The organism is Pseudodesulfovibrio portus, assembly GCF_026000375.1.
Classification (GTDB): domain Bacteria; phylum Desulfobacterota; class Desulfovibrionia; order Desulfovibrionales; family Desulfovibrionaceae; genus Pseudodesulfovibrio; species Pseudodesulfovibrio portus.
The window spans coordinates 563,715-581,519 of the sequence record NZ_AP026708.1; the positions used below are offsets into that span (position 1 = coordinate 563,715).

The 17,805-nt window shown below is 62.3% G+C and carries 17 protein-coding genes; 10 read left to right on the top strand and 7 right to left on the bottom strand.

Annotation, left to right across the window (positions count from 1 at the left end; genetic code table 11):
* Positions 1-13: 13 nt before the first annotated feature.
* The 3 genes from OO730_RS02850 (at position 14) to OO730_RS02860 (ending at position 2,431) form a co-directional block, all read left to right on the top strand.
* Positions 14-976 carry a hypothetical protein gene (locus OO730_RS02850; protein WP_264983069.1) on the top strand — a complete coding sequence of 321 codons (963 nt, stop codon included), beginning with the start codon at positions 14-16 and terminating at the stop codon, positions 974-976.
* Positions 977-1,002: 26 nt separating this feature from the next.
* Positions 1,003-1,386: a RidA family protein gene (locus OO730_RS02855; RefSeq protein WP_264983070.1), complete on the top strand. Its 384-nt coding sequence runs from the start codon at positions 1,003-1,005 to the stop codon at positions 1,384-1,386.
* A gap of 253 nt (positions 1,387-1,639) precedes the next feature.
* Positions 1,640-2,431, top strand: coding sequence for a 2-amino-3,7-dideoxy-D-threo-hept-6-ulosonate synthase (locus OO730_RS02860; RefSeq protein WP_264983071.1), 792 nt, complete (start codon positions 1,640-1,642; stop codon positions 2,429-2,431).
* A 310-nt stretch (positions 2,432-2,741) separates the two neighbouring features.
* On the opposite strand, the gene OO730_RS02865 is transcribed toward OO730_RS02860, so the two are convergent.
* A complete protein-coding gene (locus OO730_RS02865; RefSeq protein WP_264983072.1) occupies positions 2,742-3,053 on the bottom strand; it encodes an Hpt domain-containing protein in 312 nt (103 codons plus the stop codon).
* 124 nt (positions 3,054-3,177) lie between these two features.
* On the opposite strand from OO730_RS02865, the gene OO730_RS02870 reads away from it, so the two are divergent.
* Both OO730_RS02870 and OO730_RS02875 read left to right on the top strand, forming a co-directional pair.
* Positions 3,178-4,332: a murein transglycosylase domain-containing protein gene (locus tag OO730_RS02870; RefSeq protein WP_264983073.1), complete on the top strand. Its 1,155-nt coding sequence runs from the start codon at positions 3,178-3,180 to the stop codon at positions 4,330-4,332.
* 11 nt (positions 4,333-4,343) lie between these two features.
* A complete protein-coding gene (locus OO730_RS02875; protein ID WP_264983074.1) occupies positions 4,344-5,273 on the top strand; it encodes a PilZ domain-containing protein in 930 nt (309 codons plus the stop codon).
* A 15-nt stretch (positions 5,274-5,288) separates the two neighbouring features.
* On the opposite strand, the gene OO730_RS02880 is transcribed toward OO730_RS02875, so the two are convergent.
* The 5 genes from OO730_RS02880 to OO730_RS02900 all read right to left on the bottom strand — a co-directional run bounded on the left by OO730_RS02880 (position 5,289) and on the right by OO730_RS02900 (position 10,210).
* Positions 5,289-6,383 (bottom strand): glycosyltransferase, encoded by a 1,095-nt coding sequence (locus OO730_RS02880; RefSeq protein ID WP_264983075.1) that lies wholly within the window; start codon positions 6,381-6,383, stop codon positions 5,289-5,291.
* Positions 6,384-6,480: 97 nt separating this feature from the next.
* On the bottom strand, positions 6,481-6,837 hold the full coding sequence (locus OO730_RS02885) for a hypothetical protein (RefSeq protein ID WP_264983076.1): 357 nt from the start codon (positions 6,835-6,837) through the stop codon (positions 6,481-6,483).
* A 2-nt stretch (positions 6,838-6,839) separates the two neighbouring features.
* Positions 6,840-7,442 (bottom strand): hypothetical protein, encoded by a 603-nt coding sequence (locus OO730_RS02890; protein ID WP_264983077.1) that lies wholly within the window; start codon positions 7,440-7,442, stop codon positions 6,840-6,842.
* An 82-nt stretch (positions 7,443-7,524) separates the two neighbouring features.
* Positions 7,525-9,069, bottom strand: a complete 1,545-nt coding sequence (locus OO730_RS02895; protein ID WP_264983078.1) for a glycosyltransferase family 9 protein — start codon at positions 9,067-9,069, stop codon at positions 7,525-7,527.
* Between the two features lie 76 nt (positions 9,070-9,145).
* Complete coding sequence (locus OO730_RS02900) at positions 9,146-10,210, bottom strand: putative nucleotidyltransferase substrate binding domain-containing protein (protein ID WP_264983079.1); 1,065 nt, start codon at positions 10,208-10,210, stop codon at positions 9,146-9,148.
* Between the two features lie 188 nt (positions 10,211-10,398).
* On the opposite strand from OO730_RS02900, the gene OO730_RS02905 reads away from it, so the two are divergent.
* The 5 genes from OO730_RS02905 (at position 10,399) to OO730_RS02925 (ending at position 16,870) form a co-directional block, all read left to right on the top strand.
* Positions 10,399-10,665, top strand: coding sequence for a DUF485 domain-containing protein (locus OO730_RS02905; RefSeq protein WP_264983080.1), 267 nt, complete (start codon positions 10,399-10,401; stop codon positions 10,663-10,665).
* Position 10,666: 1 nt separating this feature from the next.
* Positions 10,667-12,241 carry a sodium/solute symporter gene (locus tag OO730_RS02910; protein ID WP_264983081.1) on the top strand — a complete coding sequence of 525 codons (1,575 nt, stop codon included), beginning with the start codon at positions 10,667-10,669 and terminating at the stop codon, positions 12,239-12,241.
* 239 nt (positions 12,242-12,480) lie between these two features.
* Positions 12,481-13,803, top strand: coding sequence for an L-lactate MFS transporter (locus OO730_RS02915; RefSeq protein WP_264983082.1), 1,323 nt, complete (start codon positions 12,481-12,483; stop codon positions 13,801-13,803).
* A gap of 129 nt (positions 13,804-13,932) precedes the next feature.
* Positions 13,933-14,268, top strand: a complete 336-nt coding sequence (locus OO730_RS02920; protein WP_264983083.1) for a hypothetical protein — start codon at positions 13,933-13,935, stop codon at positions 14,266-14,268.
* Between the two features lie 79 nt (positions 14,269-14,347).
* Positions 14,348-16,870 carry a TIGR03960 family B12-binding radical SAM protein gene (locus OO730_RS02925; RefSeq protein ID WP_264983084.1) on the top strand — a complete coding sequence of 841 codons (2,523 nt, stop codon included), beginning with the start codon at positions 14,348-14,350 and terminating at the stop codon, positions 16,868-16,870.
* Positions 16,871-16,966: 96 nt separating this feature from the next.
* Here the strand turns inward: OO730_RS02925 and OO730_RS02930 are convergent, their stop codons facing one another.
* On the bottom strand, positions 16,967-17,794 hold the full coding sequence (locus OO730_RS02930) for a sulfotransferase family protein (RefSeq protein ID WP_264983085.1): 828 nt from the start codon (positions 17,792-17,794) through the stop codon (positions 16,967-16,969).
* Between the last annotated feature and the right edge of the window lie 11 nt (positions 17,795-17,805).

Consider the following 17,805-nt stretch of genomic DNA (forward strand, 5'->3'; position numbering starts at 1 on the left):
TTGCGAGGAACACATGAACACATTTTTCACTACCGTCAGAGAACTCGCCAAAGACGCGCTTTCGGCCAGCCTCGAATTGTTCAAGGTCATGATCCCGATCCTCGTGGCGGTCAAGATTCTCCAGGAAATGGGATTGATCCGGTACCTGGCCCTCCCCCTGGAGCCGGTCATGAAACTGGTGGGGCTGCCTGCGGAAATGGGCCTTGTCTGGGCCTCCGCCCTGATCAACAACATCTACACCGGCATGATCGTCCTGGCCTCCCTGGTAGGCGACACCCCGCTCACCTCGGCACAGGCAACGGTCCTCGGCGTGCTCCTGCTGGTCGGGCACGGGCTGCCCGTTGAATGCGCCATTGCCCGCAAGTCCGGGGCGCGCTTCCTGTTCCAGGTGGTCTCGCGCCTGGTCGGGGCCTTCATCCTGGGCTGGCTGCTGCACATGATCTACACCGCAACGGGCACCCTGCAGGGACCGGCGGCCATGCTCTTCACGCCCGAGACCGGCGGCGACCCGACCGTCGCGGCATGGGTGATTTCCCAGATCAAGAACATGGCCTCCATCGTGCTCATCATCTTCACTCTCATGGCGATCATGCGCATATTGCAGGCCATCCGGGTCATCGACCTGATGAACAGGATCCTGCGGCCCGTCCTGAGCCTCATCGGCATCGGCCCCAAGGCCTCGGCCATCACGGTCATCGGCCTGACCATGGGGCTGTCCTACGGCGGCGGCCTGATCATCAACGAAGCCAAGAACGGCAACGTGGGCAAGGAAGACATCTTTTATTCGCTGACCCTCATGGGGCTGTGTCACTCCCTCATCGAGGACAGCCTTCTCATCATGCTCATCGGCGGCCACATCAGCGGCGTGCTCTGGGGACGGCTGATCTTCGCCATCATCGCCATGGCGGGCATCGTCCAACTCGTGCGCAGGCTGCCGAAACGCACCCAGACATCCTATCTCTGGATTGACAACTAATGTTTTAACAACAAGGAGATACACTCATGTCAGACATCAAGCTCATCCACACCGACAAGGCTCCCGCCGCCGTGGGCCCCTACTCCCAGGCCGCCACCGCGAACAACATGCTGTTCGTATCCGGCCAGCTCGGCATCAACCCGGCAGAAGGCAAGCTGGTTGACGGCTTCAAGGCCCAGACCCGGCAGGCCCTCGACAACATGAAGGCCATCCTCGAAGAGGCCGGCTCCTCCCTGGACAAGGTCCTGGCCGTGGACGTGTTCATCCTGGACATGGGGCGGTTCGCCGATCTGAACGCGATCTATTCGGAATATTTCACCGGCCACAAGCCCGCACGCGCCGCCATCCAGGTGGGCGGCCTCCCCCTCGGCGGCCTGGTCGAGCTCAAATGCGTGGCCGTCACGGGCTGAACACGTTTCACATTATGGAATTGTTGCCGAAACGAAGCTTGACAGCACGAAGAATGTTCGGATACCCATTAGCCATGCACCACAACACCGCCCGTTTCTTTTTCTTTTTTAGCTTTTATTACAGGAACGCCTGCGGTCTTGGTGTGCACTAGTTTTCAAGCAAGAAAAACAGAATGAACCAAGAGGCCGCGGGCAGAACCCGCGGCCTCTTTTTTTTGGTCGCGCCCCGGTCAAAACGCAAGGAGTCAACGGTATGCATCTCGGAAAAGCCATTCGCATGGAAAGGATCATGAACCGCAACGACGGACGGACCATCGTTGTTCCCCTGGACCACGGCGTCACCGTCGGCCCCATCTACGGCATCGTGGACATGCGGGAAACAGTCAACCAGGTGGCAGAGGGCGGTGCCAACGCCATGCTCATGCACAAGGGCATCCCCCGCTGCTCCCACCGCGCGGGCGGCAAGGATATCGGCCTGATCATCCACCTGTCCGCTTCCACGTCCCTCTCCCCGTTCCCCAACGCCAAGACCCTGGTCGGATCGGTCACCGATGCCCTGAAGATCGGCGCGGACGCCGTGTCGGTCCACGTCAACCTGGGCGACGAGACCGAACCGCAGATGCTGGCCGACCTGGGCGCGCTCTGTTCCGAGGCAAACGAATGGGGCATGCCCGTCCTGGCCATGATGTACGCACGCGGCCCCAAGATCGCGGACGAATATGATCCCGGCATAGTCGCGCACTGCGCGCGCGTGGGCGTGGAACTGGGCGCGGACATCGTCAAGGTCAACTACACCGGCGATCCCGAGTCCTTCGCCAGGGTGGTGGACGGTTGCTGTGTGCCGGTGGTCATTGCGGGCGGGCCCAAGATGAAGAGCGAGCGCGACCTAGTGCAGATGGTCTACGACTCCATCCAGGCGGGCGGTTCCGGCCTGTCCGTGGGACGAAACATCTTCCAGCACCCCAACCCGGCCAAGATCGTGGCCGCCCTGAACAAGGTCGTCCACGAGAACTGGGAAGTGGATGCGGCCATGGAGCTGTTGTAACCGCTCTACGCGACAAGACTTTTCCAGAGCGATACAGGCAGTGCGTCAGCGGGGCGGCATTGTATGCCCGGCCCGCTGGCTCCACGCCATTTTTCTGTCAGAGGGGAAAGTCAGCAACAAACCGAAATCATGAACTATCCTGCGTCCGATTTCGCTTAGTTCCCGGCACGGTTCGTGCTATAATAAAGATGTCTGCGAGACAGGTGAGACCGGCAACGACAGGGAACCAACACTACCAGAAGGTTGAAAAGGCCCCGGCCTGATAATGACAGCGTTCCAGTCGATCCGCTCCACGGTTGACCGGGCTTTTCTATTTGTCGATGAATTCGATCCGAACGGTGGAGAGATATTGGTCCATGCGGTCCATGTGGCTGTTCAACGCTTCCAGGTCCCTGCCCAGGGCAGCCTGTTCGATGGCTCCGCCAAGCTCGCCCATTCCGGTGAACCCGTACCCATGACCCGTGCCCCTGACCGTGTGGCCGAGACGGACCAGCGTGTCGAAATCCCTCTTGTCGGCGGCGGCCCTCATCGTGTCGAGATCCATGCGCGACAGTTCAAAGAACCGACCCAACAAATCTTCGAGGCCGGAATCAATATATTCAACAATGGGGAAATCGAACATGCAATGCTCCTGTGCACTTTCCTGCACCGAGTTGAGTTATCGGCCGATTATTTCTAATCTTGAGGGGATAAATGAAAGATATAGTTCTCGATAATATGTCAAATAAAATCATCAATCCAACGAAATGACACGAATCATCATTCTCAGCCTGTGTCTCGCCCTGACGTCCTGTTCACGGTACGACGCCGTGCGTATTGCCCGTGCGGCGGCCACCCGGAATCCGGCTGCGGCAGCCGAATCACTCGCCCGGAGCAAGGCCATGAGCTACGCCATGAACCCGGCGGCGCTGGGCAGCGACTTCAAGCAGTTCGAGAAGGTGGTCAAGGATTTCATCGAGGCGGTCACCGGCGTCTGGGGCAAGGACGACGCCCGCGTCCCCCGGCCCAAGCAATACGTCAAATACACCCAGAACTATCTCTCGCGGGCCAGCGTGGATTTCGACGCGGGCCTGGTCACCATTGAGACCGTGGACACCAAAAATCCGCTTGCGAGCCTCAGGTCAGCCATCGTCACCACCCTGCTCACGCCGAACGACCCGCGTGCCGTGGACCTCTACTCGGCCACCCCCGTCAAACTCGGAGAGACCCCGTTCCTGCTGAACGAAATCAAGGACTTTGAGGGCAAGAACGTGCGCTGGGAATGGCGGGCCGGACGGTTCGCGGACCACCTGATCAGGAACAATCTCCGGACAAGAAAGACGGACGGCAAGACCGCCCGCTACGTGACCATCCCCATGGTCAAGGACCACCTGAATATCCGGGCTGCAAAATACCGCACCCTGGTGGCCGACGCGGCAGAGCGGTTCAACGTCAGCGGAAACCTGATCTACGCCATCATGAAGGTCGAATCGGACTTCAATCCGTTCGCGGTCAGCTCGGCCATGGCCGTGGGACTCATGCAGGTGGTGCCGTCCACGGCGGGCAGCGACGTCTACCGACTCCTCAACAACCACAAGGGGAAGCCGACGGCCGACGACCTGTTCCAGCCGCCTGTCAACGTCACCTACGGCACCGCCTACCTCCACCTGCTCGACACGCGTTTCCTCAAGGGAGTCACCAACCCCGTGTCCCGCGAATACTGCATGATCGCCGGTTACAACGGCGGAGCCGGGGGCGTCCTGCGGACATTCGACAAGGACAGGGACCGGGCTGCGTCGAAAATCAATTCCCTTCCGCCCGACACGGTATACGCCACCCTGCGCAACAAGGCCCCCCATGCGGAGACAAGGCGCTACCTTGGCAAGGTTCTTGAAGCCAAGAAGCAATTCGTCAATTTCTAGCCGGTACGGTCATGAACATAGATTCCATCCTCGACGCCATGGGGCAGCAGGCCGCCCAATGGCTGCAGCAGGCCTTCCCGAACATGCCCCCGCAGGTCCTGCACTTCGCGGGAGGAGCACTGCTCGGCGTGCTCGCCCTGATCCTGTTCCTCGCGGGCATCCGTTTGTTGCGCAAGCCCAAGACCAGAAACACCTCCTCAACGCGCACGGACATCCCGCGCACCCTGCAGAGCCGGGGCATGTCCGTGGACCTGCTCACCGGACCGGAAAACGACCGGTTGGCGGCACGGTTCGTCATCACCAACGTCAAGGCGGGCCGGATCAAATGCGAGATCATCGAACGGCTGGACGTCATCAGGACGGACAAAGGCAAGGACGTGGCCTGCGTATTCGCACCGCTCAAGACCCGCGACGGCAAGATCAACACCTTCACCGCCACCATGATCGAGACCGACCGCGACGGCCGAAACCCGGACAGGATCATCCTGTCCACGCCCATCGACTACGCGCTGATCACCCGGCGCAAGCACGTGCGCAAGCGGGTGGCGGACCAACAGTTCATCCGGGTTAAGCTGTGGATCGAGAACCCGACGTCCCGCGACATTTCCTTTGAGGACGCGGCCCCGCAGATCGGGGTCAACGCCTTCACCCTGGACGGGCCGGACCAGGGCGCCAACGGCGTCATCAACATCTCCGGCGGCGGCATCGGGCTGTCCGTGCTCAACCGGCTCCTGCCCGAGACCTGCGCCCCGGGCGAGCAGGTGGTCCTCAACCTGTTCATGTTCAATTTCAGGGAAAAGACCTTCAAGCCCTATTGGTACGCCGGCGTGGTCCGCTCCATGGAGGAAGGACGCCCCGGCTTCACCAGGATGGGCATCGAGTTCACCGACGTGGGCCAGGCCGACCGGACATCCGGACGCCTGAGTTGGATCGAACTGTAGGGATTTCCGTAAGAATCAGGCCAGAATGACCGAGCGCACCCAGTGCTCGAAATCGTCCACCCGCTCAAGAAGATTGAACCCGGTGCGGCAGGCGTCGAGGCTGCGCGCCTTGAGGTCGTCGAGCTGCGCGGCATCCATGGCCGCCAGCCGGGCCAGCGCGTCCCGGAACTCCCGGCTTCCCGCATCCTTGGGCATGAGGTAATCGGCCAGGGAATCGGGCCAGATCTCACGAACCCCGCCCACGTCCCGAGACACGGGAACGAGTCCGGCGGCCATGGCCTCCAGCAAGGCGTTGGGCATCCCCTCGCTCAGGGAAGGCAGCAGGAACACGTCGGCCGAGCCCAGATGCGCGGGCACGTCGGTGGAGAACCCGTGCCAGACGAGGTCGCCCCGCTCTTCCAGGGGACGATACCGCTCACGCAATTCCTCAAACGCCCTGCCCGTGCCTACCACGTTATAGCGGAAGGTCCCGGGAGGGAACGTTTCGAGGGCATCGAGCACGAACCGGTGCCCCTTGTCCTCGTTGACCTGGCTGGTGGAAACGAGCCTGAGCGGACCAGGCACGACAGGACGGACGGAATCCACGGGCCGCTTGGCGTTTTGAATGACCTTCACCCGGTCGCGGGGGACATGGGGCAGGTTGCGGAACACGCCCTCGGCCACGTCCCGGCTGGGGCAGAGCATCCACGGACGCACGACCTTGAGCAGGAAGGCAAGGCGGGGATGGTCGAGCATGTCGCCGGGCAGCCCCACCCGCTGGATGACGGGAATGCCGAGCATCCTCGCGGCCACGCCAGCCGTGTTCATGTCCTTGGTGATGTTGCAGACCACCAGGTCGATGAGGCCGCGTCGGAACGCGCCCACGAACCGGCCGATGGTCAGCGGGTTGTAGTCGAAACCGAAATTCACCGTTTCCGCGTGAACCCCCAGCCCGTTGAGCTTGTCCACGAACTCCGGCTGGCGGCCATAGACGTGCACCCCGTGGCCGCGCGCGGACAACTCGACCGCGTAGTCCACGGTCCAGGTCTTGACCCCGCCCCATTTGCGGGTTGAATTGACGAATGCGATGTTCACGGGCGCGCCTTTGGTTTCGGGAAAAAGACTGCACATGCATCCCCCGAAACGGCAGACGAGTCAACCGAATCGTGGCAAAAAGCGAAAAGCCCCGGCCTTGGGCCGGAGCTTTTTGCTTTCATACCTTTTATGATCAACTCTTCTTGTTGACGAAGCGGCGGGTGGCCAGCCTGGGCATGTTGCCGGCACCGTAACTGTATCCGGAGATACGCTTGTTCTGACGCTTCATGCTGGTCAGATCCCGTTTCAGCGACGCATGCAGCTCCCTGGCCTTGCCGGTGATCTCATCCTGAAGGTCCTTCATCGCCACCAGCTTGTCGGCCAGTTTCCGCAGGCTGTCCCTGGAAAGACCGCCCAGGGCCTCGTCAAGGATGCGATCACGGTCGCGGGACAGCTTTTCCGCCCCGAACACGTCGCCCTCGACCAGACAGGTCAGCTCACGCCTGGCCACATCCAGGGCTTCGTCCAGCATTCGGCTTCGAGTCGCCATATCTACTTCTTGTTCTTGCGGATGTCGTCGCGCAGGCTCTTGATGACCTTTTTCCATTTTTCCACCGCGGGCAGGAATTCGTATTCGAGCAGGTCGGCCAGGAGAATCCAGTCCTCGTTCTCGAGCACGGAATTCATCTCGGTGAACATGGTGTTCAATTCCTCGGCGCCGCTGATGTACTCGGGATGATCCTTGAGGGAGTATTCGTCACGCAGCACGCCGACCATGTTCAGGAAGTTGCGGATGACGTCGATGAGATCCTGGTAGGTTTCCAGGGCCTCGGCGTCATCGGCCTGACGGAACAGCGCGGCCACGCGCTTGCCGCCCTCGGACATCAGGTTGACCACCTTGTACAGTTCCAGGGTGATTTCCACGGCCATGTCGTCGGTGGCCATGGTCACGATCTCCACGGATTCGACTTCGGACATGGCGATGTCTTCCGCCTGGTGGGGATAGATTTCGGTGAACGGCTCCTCGTTGACCTTGACGTCGGTGACGATGCGGTCCTCCAGATGGCCGTCCGCGACCACCTTGGTAAAAACCTGCTCCAGGTTTTCGAAATTCTTGGCTCCGATGTCATATTGCTTGCCGTCGATGATGATCATTGGGGTCTCCTCCTCCAATAAGGTATGATAAATTTTGCCGCCCGCAGGTGGTCAAAGGGGAAATATTCAAAATCCATGCCGACTAGACGAGTTCGCCGCGAAGCACGGCAAAGAGTTCCCTGTAACGCTCGGCCAGGACCAGGAGAGACCGGAGGTCGTCGCCGTGGCGCTGGCTCTCGAACATCCACAATAAACCAAGAATATTCAAGTGTTGATTGGCCTCAAGGATGGTCTGCAGTCGCTGCCAGGAGGCCAGGAACTTGGTCTTTGCCGCAGGGCGCGGATTCTTGGTCAGCAACACCCCCTGCTGGATGAGCAGGAAAAGCATGTCATGGGCGCTCGTCAAAGTTTTGGATATGTCCTCGCGGACGTCCCTGCCCATGTTCCGGCCCAGGCCGGTGGGCTCGCCCATGGCGCCTCCGTCGAGAAAACGCCTGAAATGGACCCGCTGCACATTGATCCAGGCGGCCCTGTCCGTTCCGTCGTGACCGGACAGGGGAGCAAGGGTCATGAATCCGTCCTCCCCGGTCAGGGTGCGCCACGCCCGGGTCCCGGCAACGGGGTCGGGCTGTCCGCCCGAGAGCAAAGCGGTCACGTACGCGGTCATGGCCTCCGGCGTCACGGAGTTTCGGCACGCCTCGCCGTTCGGGCACACCTTGCCGAACTCGCAGGGGTGGCAGGCCATGTCCGGTTCCAGACAGATGTTGCCCGCCCGGTACGGCCCGGTGTCCCACGGCTGTGCCGTGGCCAGGAAGACCGCGCAGGTCGGCACGCCCAGCCCGGCGGCCAGATGCATGGTGCCCGTGTCGTTGGTGACGAGCGCCCGGCAGCGGACGAGCACGCCCGCCAGACCGGTCAGGGAGGTCCGACCGATGAGATTGACCAGGGGGAAATCCACCGCCGCCGCAAACCGCTCGCCAAGGGGTGCCTCCGCCTTGGTGCCGAGCAGGACGGGGACAAGCCCTTCCCGCTCACGCAGCATGCGGGCCACGGACACGAAGTGATCCACGGGCCAGCGCCGCCGGTCCTCGCTGGCGCCCATCTGCAGGGCCACGCAGCCGTCACCACGAACCGTGGAAAGCAGCGAATCGGCGGCTTCAAGCGCTTCACCGCCCGGCGCGGCCAGTTGCAGGGAGTTGCCCTCCCGGTCCAGCCCGGCGGTGCGCCGAAAGATGTCGCAGACGTTGAACGGGCTCGCCCCCCGGTTGGCCCCGGCCATCTGCAGAAAAGCGGCCCAGGACGAGGTGTCGGCGTTGAAGCCCAGTTCGTCCACGGAAAAGCCCACGGTCACGTCCTCCGGCGGGGTCAGGTCATAGGCCAGCATCCGCGAGGCCACGGACGGCGTCAGGTTGACGGTCGTATCCGGCGCGAAACCGGCCAGGACGGACGCCTTGAACTGCACCGCATCGCGCACGGCAAGCCGCCAATCCTCGTCCAGGGCCGAGAGCAGCCCTGCGCCGGGAAAGGGAAACACCCTGTCCACCCCCTCGAGGAGGGTGGCGGCGGAGGCGAAATTCTCCAGACAAACCAGGCCAACCCGGTCGCCCCGGCTCTTGAAGCCGGAAATGACGGGCTGCGTCTGGATCAGGTCGCCGAAACGGGTCAGGTTGATGATCAGAACGTTCACGAACCGCATCCTTCAGATGAAATGGTCCGTCGATAATCCGCCGGACTGGGAGGGGGATTGCAAGATTGAAGCCGGATCAGAGCCCGATCCCGGCCTGAACGAGCCGGACCAGCTTCTCGACCGCCTGGATGGCCGTCTTGAGCCGCTTTCTTTCTTCCGGCTTCAGGGCAATGGGATTGACGTAATTGTGCGGCGGCGCTCCCTCGCAGTCGCAGTCCAGGCCGATCATGAGACGTTTGCGCTGGAGATATTCCCAGGCGTCCAGCAACTGTTCACCGTGCTTCTGCGACACGTGCCCGTCGTTTGCCAGGCCGCGAATGCGCTCGCAGGTGTTGGCCTCGGACAGATTGTATTTGAGCGCCAGGATGCGCGCGCTGTTGGTCAGGTGGGCCAGCACGCTGTTCTTTATATTGAGATACCCCTGCCACGGCCCGTCCTTTTCGGTGACGAACGCGCCGTAAAACGTCAGGGGCAGGCGATAGTCGGTCAGTTCCCGGATAAGCAGGGACACGGCGATGGGTTTGGTGCGGACGTATTCCCACAACCGGTCGCGCAAAAGCCGGACCGGCTCCTCGCTGCCGAACACCGCCTTGAAATCGAGGATGAGGCCCGATTGCCATGGGCCCTTCTCCGCCGGGTTGGAGAGCCAGCTCGTCAGCCGGTTGAGCCAGGAATCGAAATCGCCCCGCCACTCCTCGTTGCTGACCATGACCCCGCCCTCGCACAGGGCAAGCCCAGCGCCGTCCAGGGCGATGACGATGGACTGGGTGCAGTCGTCCAGCTCCAACTCGTCGGGGTCGACTTCCATGAGCAGCCCGTTGTCCTGGTCCGAACCGATGACCTGCTCCTCGCGCCCGCCGGAACCGAACTCCAGGAAGGTGCAGCGCTCAAGCCACGGATACTCCTCGGCATGGGCCTCGAGCACGGCCATGATCACGTCGCGGTTGAACCGCGTCAGCCGCTTGCAAATCTCCTCGGCGGAGAGCTCCTGGTCGAGCCAATCCTGGACCAGGTCCAACCGGGTCCGGCGGATACCGGCCAGTTTGCCCTCGCGGGCCATGGTCAGCAATTCGCCGTCCAGACCGTACGGGAGGCCGAATTCGCCGTTTACCGGCGGCTCGGTTTCATGGCTGCTGCCCAATACGCTCTCCCAAAGATGTTCTCGTATCCGTTGACCGATGGAATTTGTCCGTTTGCCGCGTGTTTCAAACAAGCCCGGCCTATGACCGCCCGAGTTTGACCGTTGACCGGAAATACAATGCTTCCTTCATTTTCTCTACTGTAAAAGGACTGCAACGGCAAACTCACAACCATGAAGGGGGATCAATCATGGACCAAATCGAACGAATCAGAAAACGACAACTGGCCTTTGCCCTGCGCGTCGGCATTCCTTACTTCGCCTTCGTCATCGGCATCTTTCTGCTGGTTTACCTGGCAAGCGCAACGGTGAGCGCCATCTCGATCATGGGATTCCCGCTCCACTACTGGCTGGTGGCCATCGCCATCTATCCCATTACCTGGGCACTCTTCATCTGGTACGTGGGCAAGGCCAACGCCATGGAAGATGAAATAGCCGAAACGGTCGGAGGGGAATAAAATGGAAGCCGGATATCAAATACCCGTCACCGCCCTGTTCCTGATCGGGTGCATGCTGGCCTTCACGGTCGTCACCACGTTCATGTTCCGCAGGCAGAAAACCTCTGCCGACTACTACCTGGCCGGACGCAAGGTCAATTCCTTCATCAACGCCTCGGCCATTTCCTCGGACTACCTTTCCGCCGCATCCTTCCTGGGTGTCGCCGGTGTCGCCTTCCTGTTCGGTTTCGACGGCATCATCTACGCACTGGGATTCTTCGTGGGCTACATCGCCCTGCTCCTCTTCCTGGCCAGCCCCCTGCGCAAATTCGGGCGCTATACCGTGCCCGACTTCGTCTCGGAGCGATTCCACTCGAAACGGGCCCGCGTGCTCGGCGTGATCGGCGTCCTGTTCGTCTCGCTCTTCTACATGGCCCCGCAGATGCTCGGCGCGGGCAAGGTCATGGGGCTGCTCCTGAACCTGGAGTACGAGACCTCCATCATCATCATCGCCTGCATCATCACCTTCTACGTCACCGTGGGCGGCATGAAGGCCACCACCGTCAACCAGCTGGTCCAGTTCTGGGTCCTGTTCGGCGCCATGTTCCTGCTGGCCTTCATCCCCTTCATGATCAAGGGATACACCTACACCGACGTGGTCAAGTTCATCGGTGACTTCAAGGGTGCGCAGCCGGTCACGGGCAAGGAATTCGACGGCGCGGCCTACATCTCGCCCGCCTACTGGCTGACCAACCTGAAGGACACCATTTCCCTGCTGCTGGCCCTCATGTTCGGCACCGCGGGCCTGCCCCACATCCTGGTGCGGTTCTACACCGCCCCGGACGGCAAGGCCGCCCGCCGGACCGTCATCTACGTGCTCTTCCTGATCGGCATGTTCTACATCATGAGCCCGTACGTGGGCCACGTTGTCCGCTACGTCTACCTCCAGGGCGAGGCCCTGGGCGTGTCCCCGCACCTCCTGGGCTGGCTGGCCGACAACGGCAAGAACCTGGCCGTGCCGGTCGCCGGTTCCTACTTCGGCGGCCAGATCCTGCTCGGCATCGTGGTGGCCGGGGCGTTCGCCGCCATCCTGTCCACGGTGGCCGGACTGATCATCGCCTGCGCCGGGGCCATCGGCCACGACCTCGTGGTCAACGTCTTCAACCCCGACATGCCTGAACGCTCCCGCGTCAAGGTCGCCCGCATCGCCTCGGTCTTCGTCGGCCTGCTCGGCATCCCGCTCGGCTTCTGGGCCGAATCCATGCAGATCGCCATCCTTGTCGGCCTGGCGTTCGCCATCGCGGCCTCCACCTTCTTCCCCGTGCTCGTCATGGGCGTGTGGTGGCCCAAGATGACCAAGAACGGCGCCTGCGCCGGCCTGATCACCGGCATCGTCGGCTCCTTCTTCATGATCCTGGCCAAGGACCTGCTGCCCTTCTTCCTGCAGTTCAAGAACCCCGGCGGGTTCGTCATGATCCTGACCTTCATCGCCATTTATGCGGTCTCGAAGATGGAATACGCAGCCAAGGGCGAAGACGCCCTGCCCAAGGACACGGCCGAAGTCATGGCCGTCCTGCACGGGCCTGAAAAGGCATAAACAAGACAACCTTCCTCTCCACATGAGAGGGACGGGGCTTCCCGCAAGCCCCGTCCCTCGAACCAGGACGCAAGGAGCACAACCGGAAACCACACCAGCACTCAAGCGGCAACAGGCCGCGATCGAACTCTGCTTCAAGCGGATAAAACGGCCACCGTCGTGCAAACGGTGGGCGTTTTGCCGCGTTCAGCGTATGAAACTCAAATAATGCACACATCGAGGTTGAAAAGGAGAACGGCATGACGAACGAAAAAACAATGAACCGCTGGCTGGTGGTCCCGGGGGCGATCCTCATCCAGCTCTGCCTTGGCGCGATCTATGCGTGGAGCGTTTTCACCCCGGCCCTCAAGGATGCGGGCTGGACCAAGATGGAAACGCAGATAGTGTTCGCCGTGGGCCTGGCCGTATTCGCCGTGGTCATGGTCTGGGCCGGGAAAAAGCTGGGGAGCTGGGGGCCGCGAAAGCTGACCATCGCAAGCGGCCTGGTCCTCGGCGCTGGGTACGCCCTGGCCGGACTGACGGGGGGAACGAATTTCTGGTCCCTGCTCCTCCTGATCGGCGTGGTCGGCGGCGCGGGCATCGGCATCGGCTACGTGGTGCCCATCGCCGTGGGCATGCGATGGTTCCCGGACAAGAAGGGGCTGATCACCGGCCTGGCCGTGGCCGGATTCGGCTTCGGCGCCATGGGCTGGGTCAAGCTGGCCGGTTCCTGGGGCCACCTCATCGCCGACCTCGGATTGTCCACCACCTTCATCATCTACGGCATCGCCTTCGCCGCCCTGGTCGTCACCGGCGGCTTTTTCATGGTCTTCCCGCCCGAAGGCTGGCTGCCGGAAGGATACACCCCACCCGTCGCCGGGACCGCAGGCAGCGACGAGGCCGTGGGCGTTTCGGGCGTCGGGATACTCCGGACCTACCAGTTCAAGCTCATCTTCCTGACCTTCGTGTTCAGCGCGGGCGCGGGGCTCATGTCCATCGGCCTGATGAAGCTCTACCCCATGGAAGCGCTCCAGGGAGCGGGATACTCCGCCGCCGAGGCCAGCGCCATCTCCGGCACGGCCATGGCCGTATTCTTCAGCCTGGCCAACGGCGTGGGCCGCATCGCCTGGGGCATGATGTCCGACCTCATGGGGCGCAAGGCATCCATCATCATCATGACCGCCACACAGGGGCTCTGCGTCATCGCCTTCCCGACCATGGCCCAGAGCGAACTCGTCCTCTACGTGGGCGCGGCCTTCATCGGCTTCAACTTCGGCGGCAACTTCGCCCTGTTCCCGACCATGACCGCCGACATCTTCGGCGCGAAAAACGTGGGGCAGAACTATCCATTCGTCTTCCTGGCCTACGGCGCGGGCGGCATCGGCGGCCCCATCCTCGGCGGCTTCCTGGGCGACATGGGCAACTTCCCCATGGCCTTTACCACCTGCGGCGTACTCTGCCTGGTGGGCGCGGTCCTGACCTGGCACTGCAACGCGCTGAACGCGCAGGAGCACGAGCTCACGGGGATCAAGGCCATCTCCAAACGACTGTCTCCACCGTCTTCGGGGGCGGTCGACAAATAGCCCCGGACGCAACGCCGGAAAGGGGGTGGATTCTCCGCCCCTTTTTGGCGAAATCCCGCCGCCCGGCTTGACAGTCCGGGCCTCCGTACATACTTAATGGGCCACTTCAACCCCCAAGGAGACAACCACATGAGCTATGATATCCGGCTGGCAAAGCTGGTCAGCGGCGAGATGATCGTCGGCAAGTACGACGGCGAAGGACGCAAATACGACGACCCGGCCACCATCCAGGCCATGCCCACCCAGCAGGGCACCCAGATGGTCCTGCTGCCCTTCGGCTACCCGTTCGACCAGGACATGCACGGCCAGATCTCCCTGGACCACGTCATCTTCGAATACAAAAACTGCCCCGAAGAGCTGAAGACCAAGTACATAGAAGCCCTGACCAACATCTCCATGTCCTCCGGCGGCCTCGACCTGTCCGGCCAGGGCTCCATGGGCGGTGGCGGCCTGGACCTCGGCTAGTATCGATCCGCGAAAACTGATATTCAAACGGGGCTGGTTCACAGGAGCCAACCCCGTTTTTTTGCGAGACACAAAGCAGATGAAAGAACTCCTCCCGATCCTCCCCCGACCCACCCGCTACCTGGGCAGCGAATGGGGCACCACCATCAAGGACCCGGCAACGGTCACCGTGCGCTGCGCGCTGGCCTTCCCGGACATGTACGAGGTGGGCATGTCCTATCTGGGTCAGAAGATCCTCTACAGGGCGGTCAACGTCACCCCCCGGTTCTGGGCCGAGCGGGTGTTCACCCCCTGCCGTGAGACCGCCGCCATCCTGCGCGAGCACGGCGCATCCCTGGCCACCCTGGAGTCCGACACGCCGCTTTCCGACATGGACGCCGTGGCCTTCAGCCTGACCCATGAACTCTGCTACACCAACGTCCTGTACCTGCTCGACCTGGCGCACATCCCCTTCCGGGCGGTCGACCGGGACGCAAGCCATCCGCTGATCATCGCGGGCGGCGGCGTGACCTTCAACGCCGAGCCCATGGCCCCGTTCTTCGACGCCATGGTCATCGGCGACGGCGAGGAATCCCTGCCCGCCATCCTCGAAGCCGTCGAGCAGGCCAAAAAAGACGATATTTCCCGCAGCGATCTCCTCGACAGCCTGACCGCCATCCCCGGCGTGTACATCCCCTCGCTCTTCGAGGACCAGGGACCGGGCCAGCCGTACAAGCCGCTGAAACCGGGCTACGAGACCGTGGAAAAGGCCGTGGTTGACGACCTCAACCGGACTCCCTTCCCCACAAACCAGCCCATCCCCTTCGGCGCGGTCCACGACCGGCTGACCATGGAGATCGCTCGCGGCTGCACGCGCGGCTGCCGTTTCTGCCAGGCGGGCATGATCTACCGCCCGGTGCGCGAACGCTCCCTGGATGAGTTGGACCGCATCCTGTCCGAAGGGCTGGAGCAGACCGGGTACGAGGAGACGTCCATGCTGTCGCTCTCGACCGGCGATTTCTCCGGCCTGGACACGCTCTTCACCCGCAGCTTCGACAAATGTGCCAGCGAACAGATTTCCATCTCCCTGCCCTCCCTGCGCGTGGGATCCCTGTCCGCGCCCATCATGGAGCGCATCTCGTCCATCCGCCGCACCGGCGCAACCCTGGCCCCGGAAGCGGGCAGCCAGCGCATGCGCGACGTGATCAACAAGGGCGTGACCGAGGAAGGCTTGCTGAAACACGTCAAGCTGCTGTTCGACAACGGCTGGCAGGGCGTGAAGCTCTATTTCATGATCGGCCTGCCCACCGAGACCGATGAGGACCTGGACGCCATCCTGGATCTCTGCCTGAAAGTGCGCGACGTGGCCGGGCCGCACATAAAACGGCTCCAGGTCTCGGCGGCGGTGTCCCCCTTCGTGCCCAAGCCCCAGACCCCGTTCCAGTGGGAGCCGCAGATCAGCTATGAGGAAATCCTGCGCCGGGTCCACTACCTGCGCGACCGGTTCCGCCAGCACAAACGGGTCAACGTCAAGTACCACGAGCCGGAGATGACCTCCCTGGAGGGCGTATTCTCCCGTGGCGACCGGCGGCTGGCCGACGTGGTGGAACGGGCCTACGCCAAGGGTGCGCTCTTCTCCTCATGGAAAGACCACCTGCGGCTGGAACCCTACCGCAAGGCCATGGACGAGGCCAGGCTGTCCTGGGACGAATTCACCGGCCCGCGCGACGTGGACGCCTCCCTGCCCTGGGACCATCTCTCCTGCGGGCTGACCAAGAAATTCCTGCTCACGGAACGGGAACGCGCCCTGGGCGGCAAGATCACGGACGACTGCCGGTACGGGGCCTGCCGCAATTGCGGGGTGTGCGAATTCGACGGCCACGTGTCCACCCTGGAGGCCCAGAAGGACGTCAAGGACATCCGGCCCAAGCTGGTCTTTCCACAGCGGGACCAGGAAGGCGAACAGCCGCCCTATTCCGTGAAGAAGCCGGACCTGACGGTGAAGGGGTCCCACTTCCGGCTGTGGTTCGAAAAGACCGGCCCGGCCGCCTACCTGAGCCAACTGGAGCTCCAGGCCGTGTTCGAACGCGCTTTCCGCCGGGCCAGGCTGCCCCTGGCCTTTTCCGCCGGGTTCCACCCCATGCCGAGGCTCTCCTTCGGCAAGGCCCTGCCCGTGGGCGTGGAGAGCCGGGCCGAATGGATAAACGTTTTCTTCCGCGAGGATTTCGACCCCGCCGAGGTGGTCCACAGGCTGGCGGCGACCATGCCCGAGGGGTTGCGCCCGTTCAAGGCGGACCGGCTGTCCATGGGCAAGAAGCAGCCACAGTCCGTGGAGGAGGTCTTCGAACTCCGCCCGGCCAAAGATGAGGAGACCTGGCGCGACCAGTGGAAATCGTTCATGGAAAAGGACGAATTCCTCATCGAAAAGAAAACCAAGAAAGGCAAACTCAAGCAGGTGAACATCCGGCCCATGGTCAAGGAAATGGCCGAATCCGACGACGGCCTGGTCCTGACCCTGGACTGGCGGGAGCAATACATGAGCCCGCTGACGCTCTGCCGGCACGTCATGCCCGGGGCAACCCTCCTGGACTTCGCCCTGACCAAGACCGCCCAGCGGTTCTGATCCGACCCCGGACACCGATCCCGCAAGAAAAAGCCGCCGCGCATTCCCGATACGCGGCGGCTTCTGCCTTTTTCCCGAAAGAACGATTTCCGATGGCTACTTGGCGTTGACGATGGCCCCCTGCTCGAGACCGGCCTGCAGGTTGACCATTTCGGCCACATGCTGGAACCGCTCGTTGACCTTGGTGAACAGGCGCAGATCGGACTGGAATCCGCTTCCCATTGCCTGCACCCTGCGGTCGAACTCCAGAACCGCCATCTCATAGAGCCGCACATCCAGCCGGTTGTATTCGGCTATGACGTCCAGTTCGGCCGGGGTGACGATCCGATCCGCATCGACGGCCCGCACGTTTTGCCGCTCGTAGAAGGTCTCGCTGAATCCAGCCGTTGCTGCCAGCATGAGCAGGCTCTCGTCGAACCGCTCCAGGATGCCGAAACAGGCGAACCGCTCGGAGAGATGGTGCCAGGCAGTCCTCAGCCTTTCGCCGGGGGAATGGGACTTGGTGCCCGACAGGGAATTGGTCATGTTGTTGGAGCCGCGCCGCCTGAGCACCCCGATGTCGGAGGTGACGTAATCGATCAGCGACACGTTGTTCTCGTTGAGATATTTGTGGAGATGGCTCTTGGGCCACCGCTTGAGGAAGAAATACTCCGAGATCACCCGCTGCACGGGGTCGCGCAGGAAGGTGAACATGCGCACGGGCACAGGGCCGTCGAGCAGTTCGTCGTAATCCTGGACAAAGATGTGCCCGCGGATCAGATCGTACTCCGCCAGTCCGTCGTAGGTTATGTCCCGGATGGCCCGGTGCTGTTCCGCAGTGTACAGATCGAGGACGGACCCCGGGGCGAAATTGGCGTCCAGGACAGCATTCAGCGTGGTCCCGGCGGTCTTGGGGATGTGCAGGAAAAGCAGGGGAGAGGCCATTGATGCTCCGG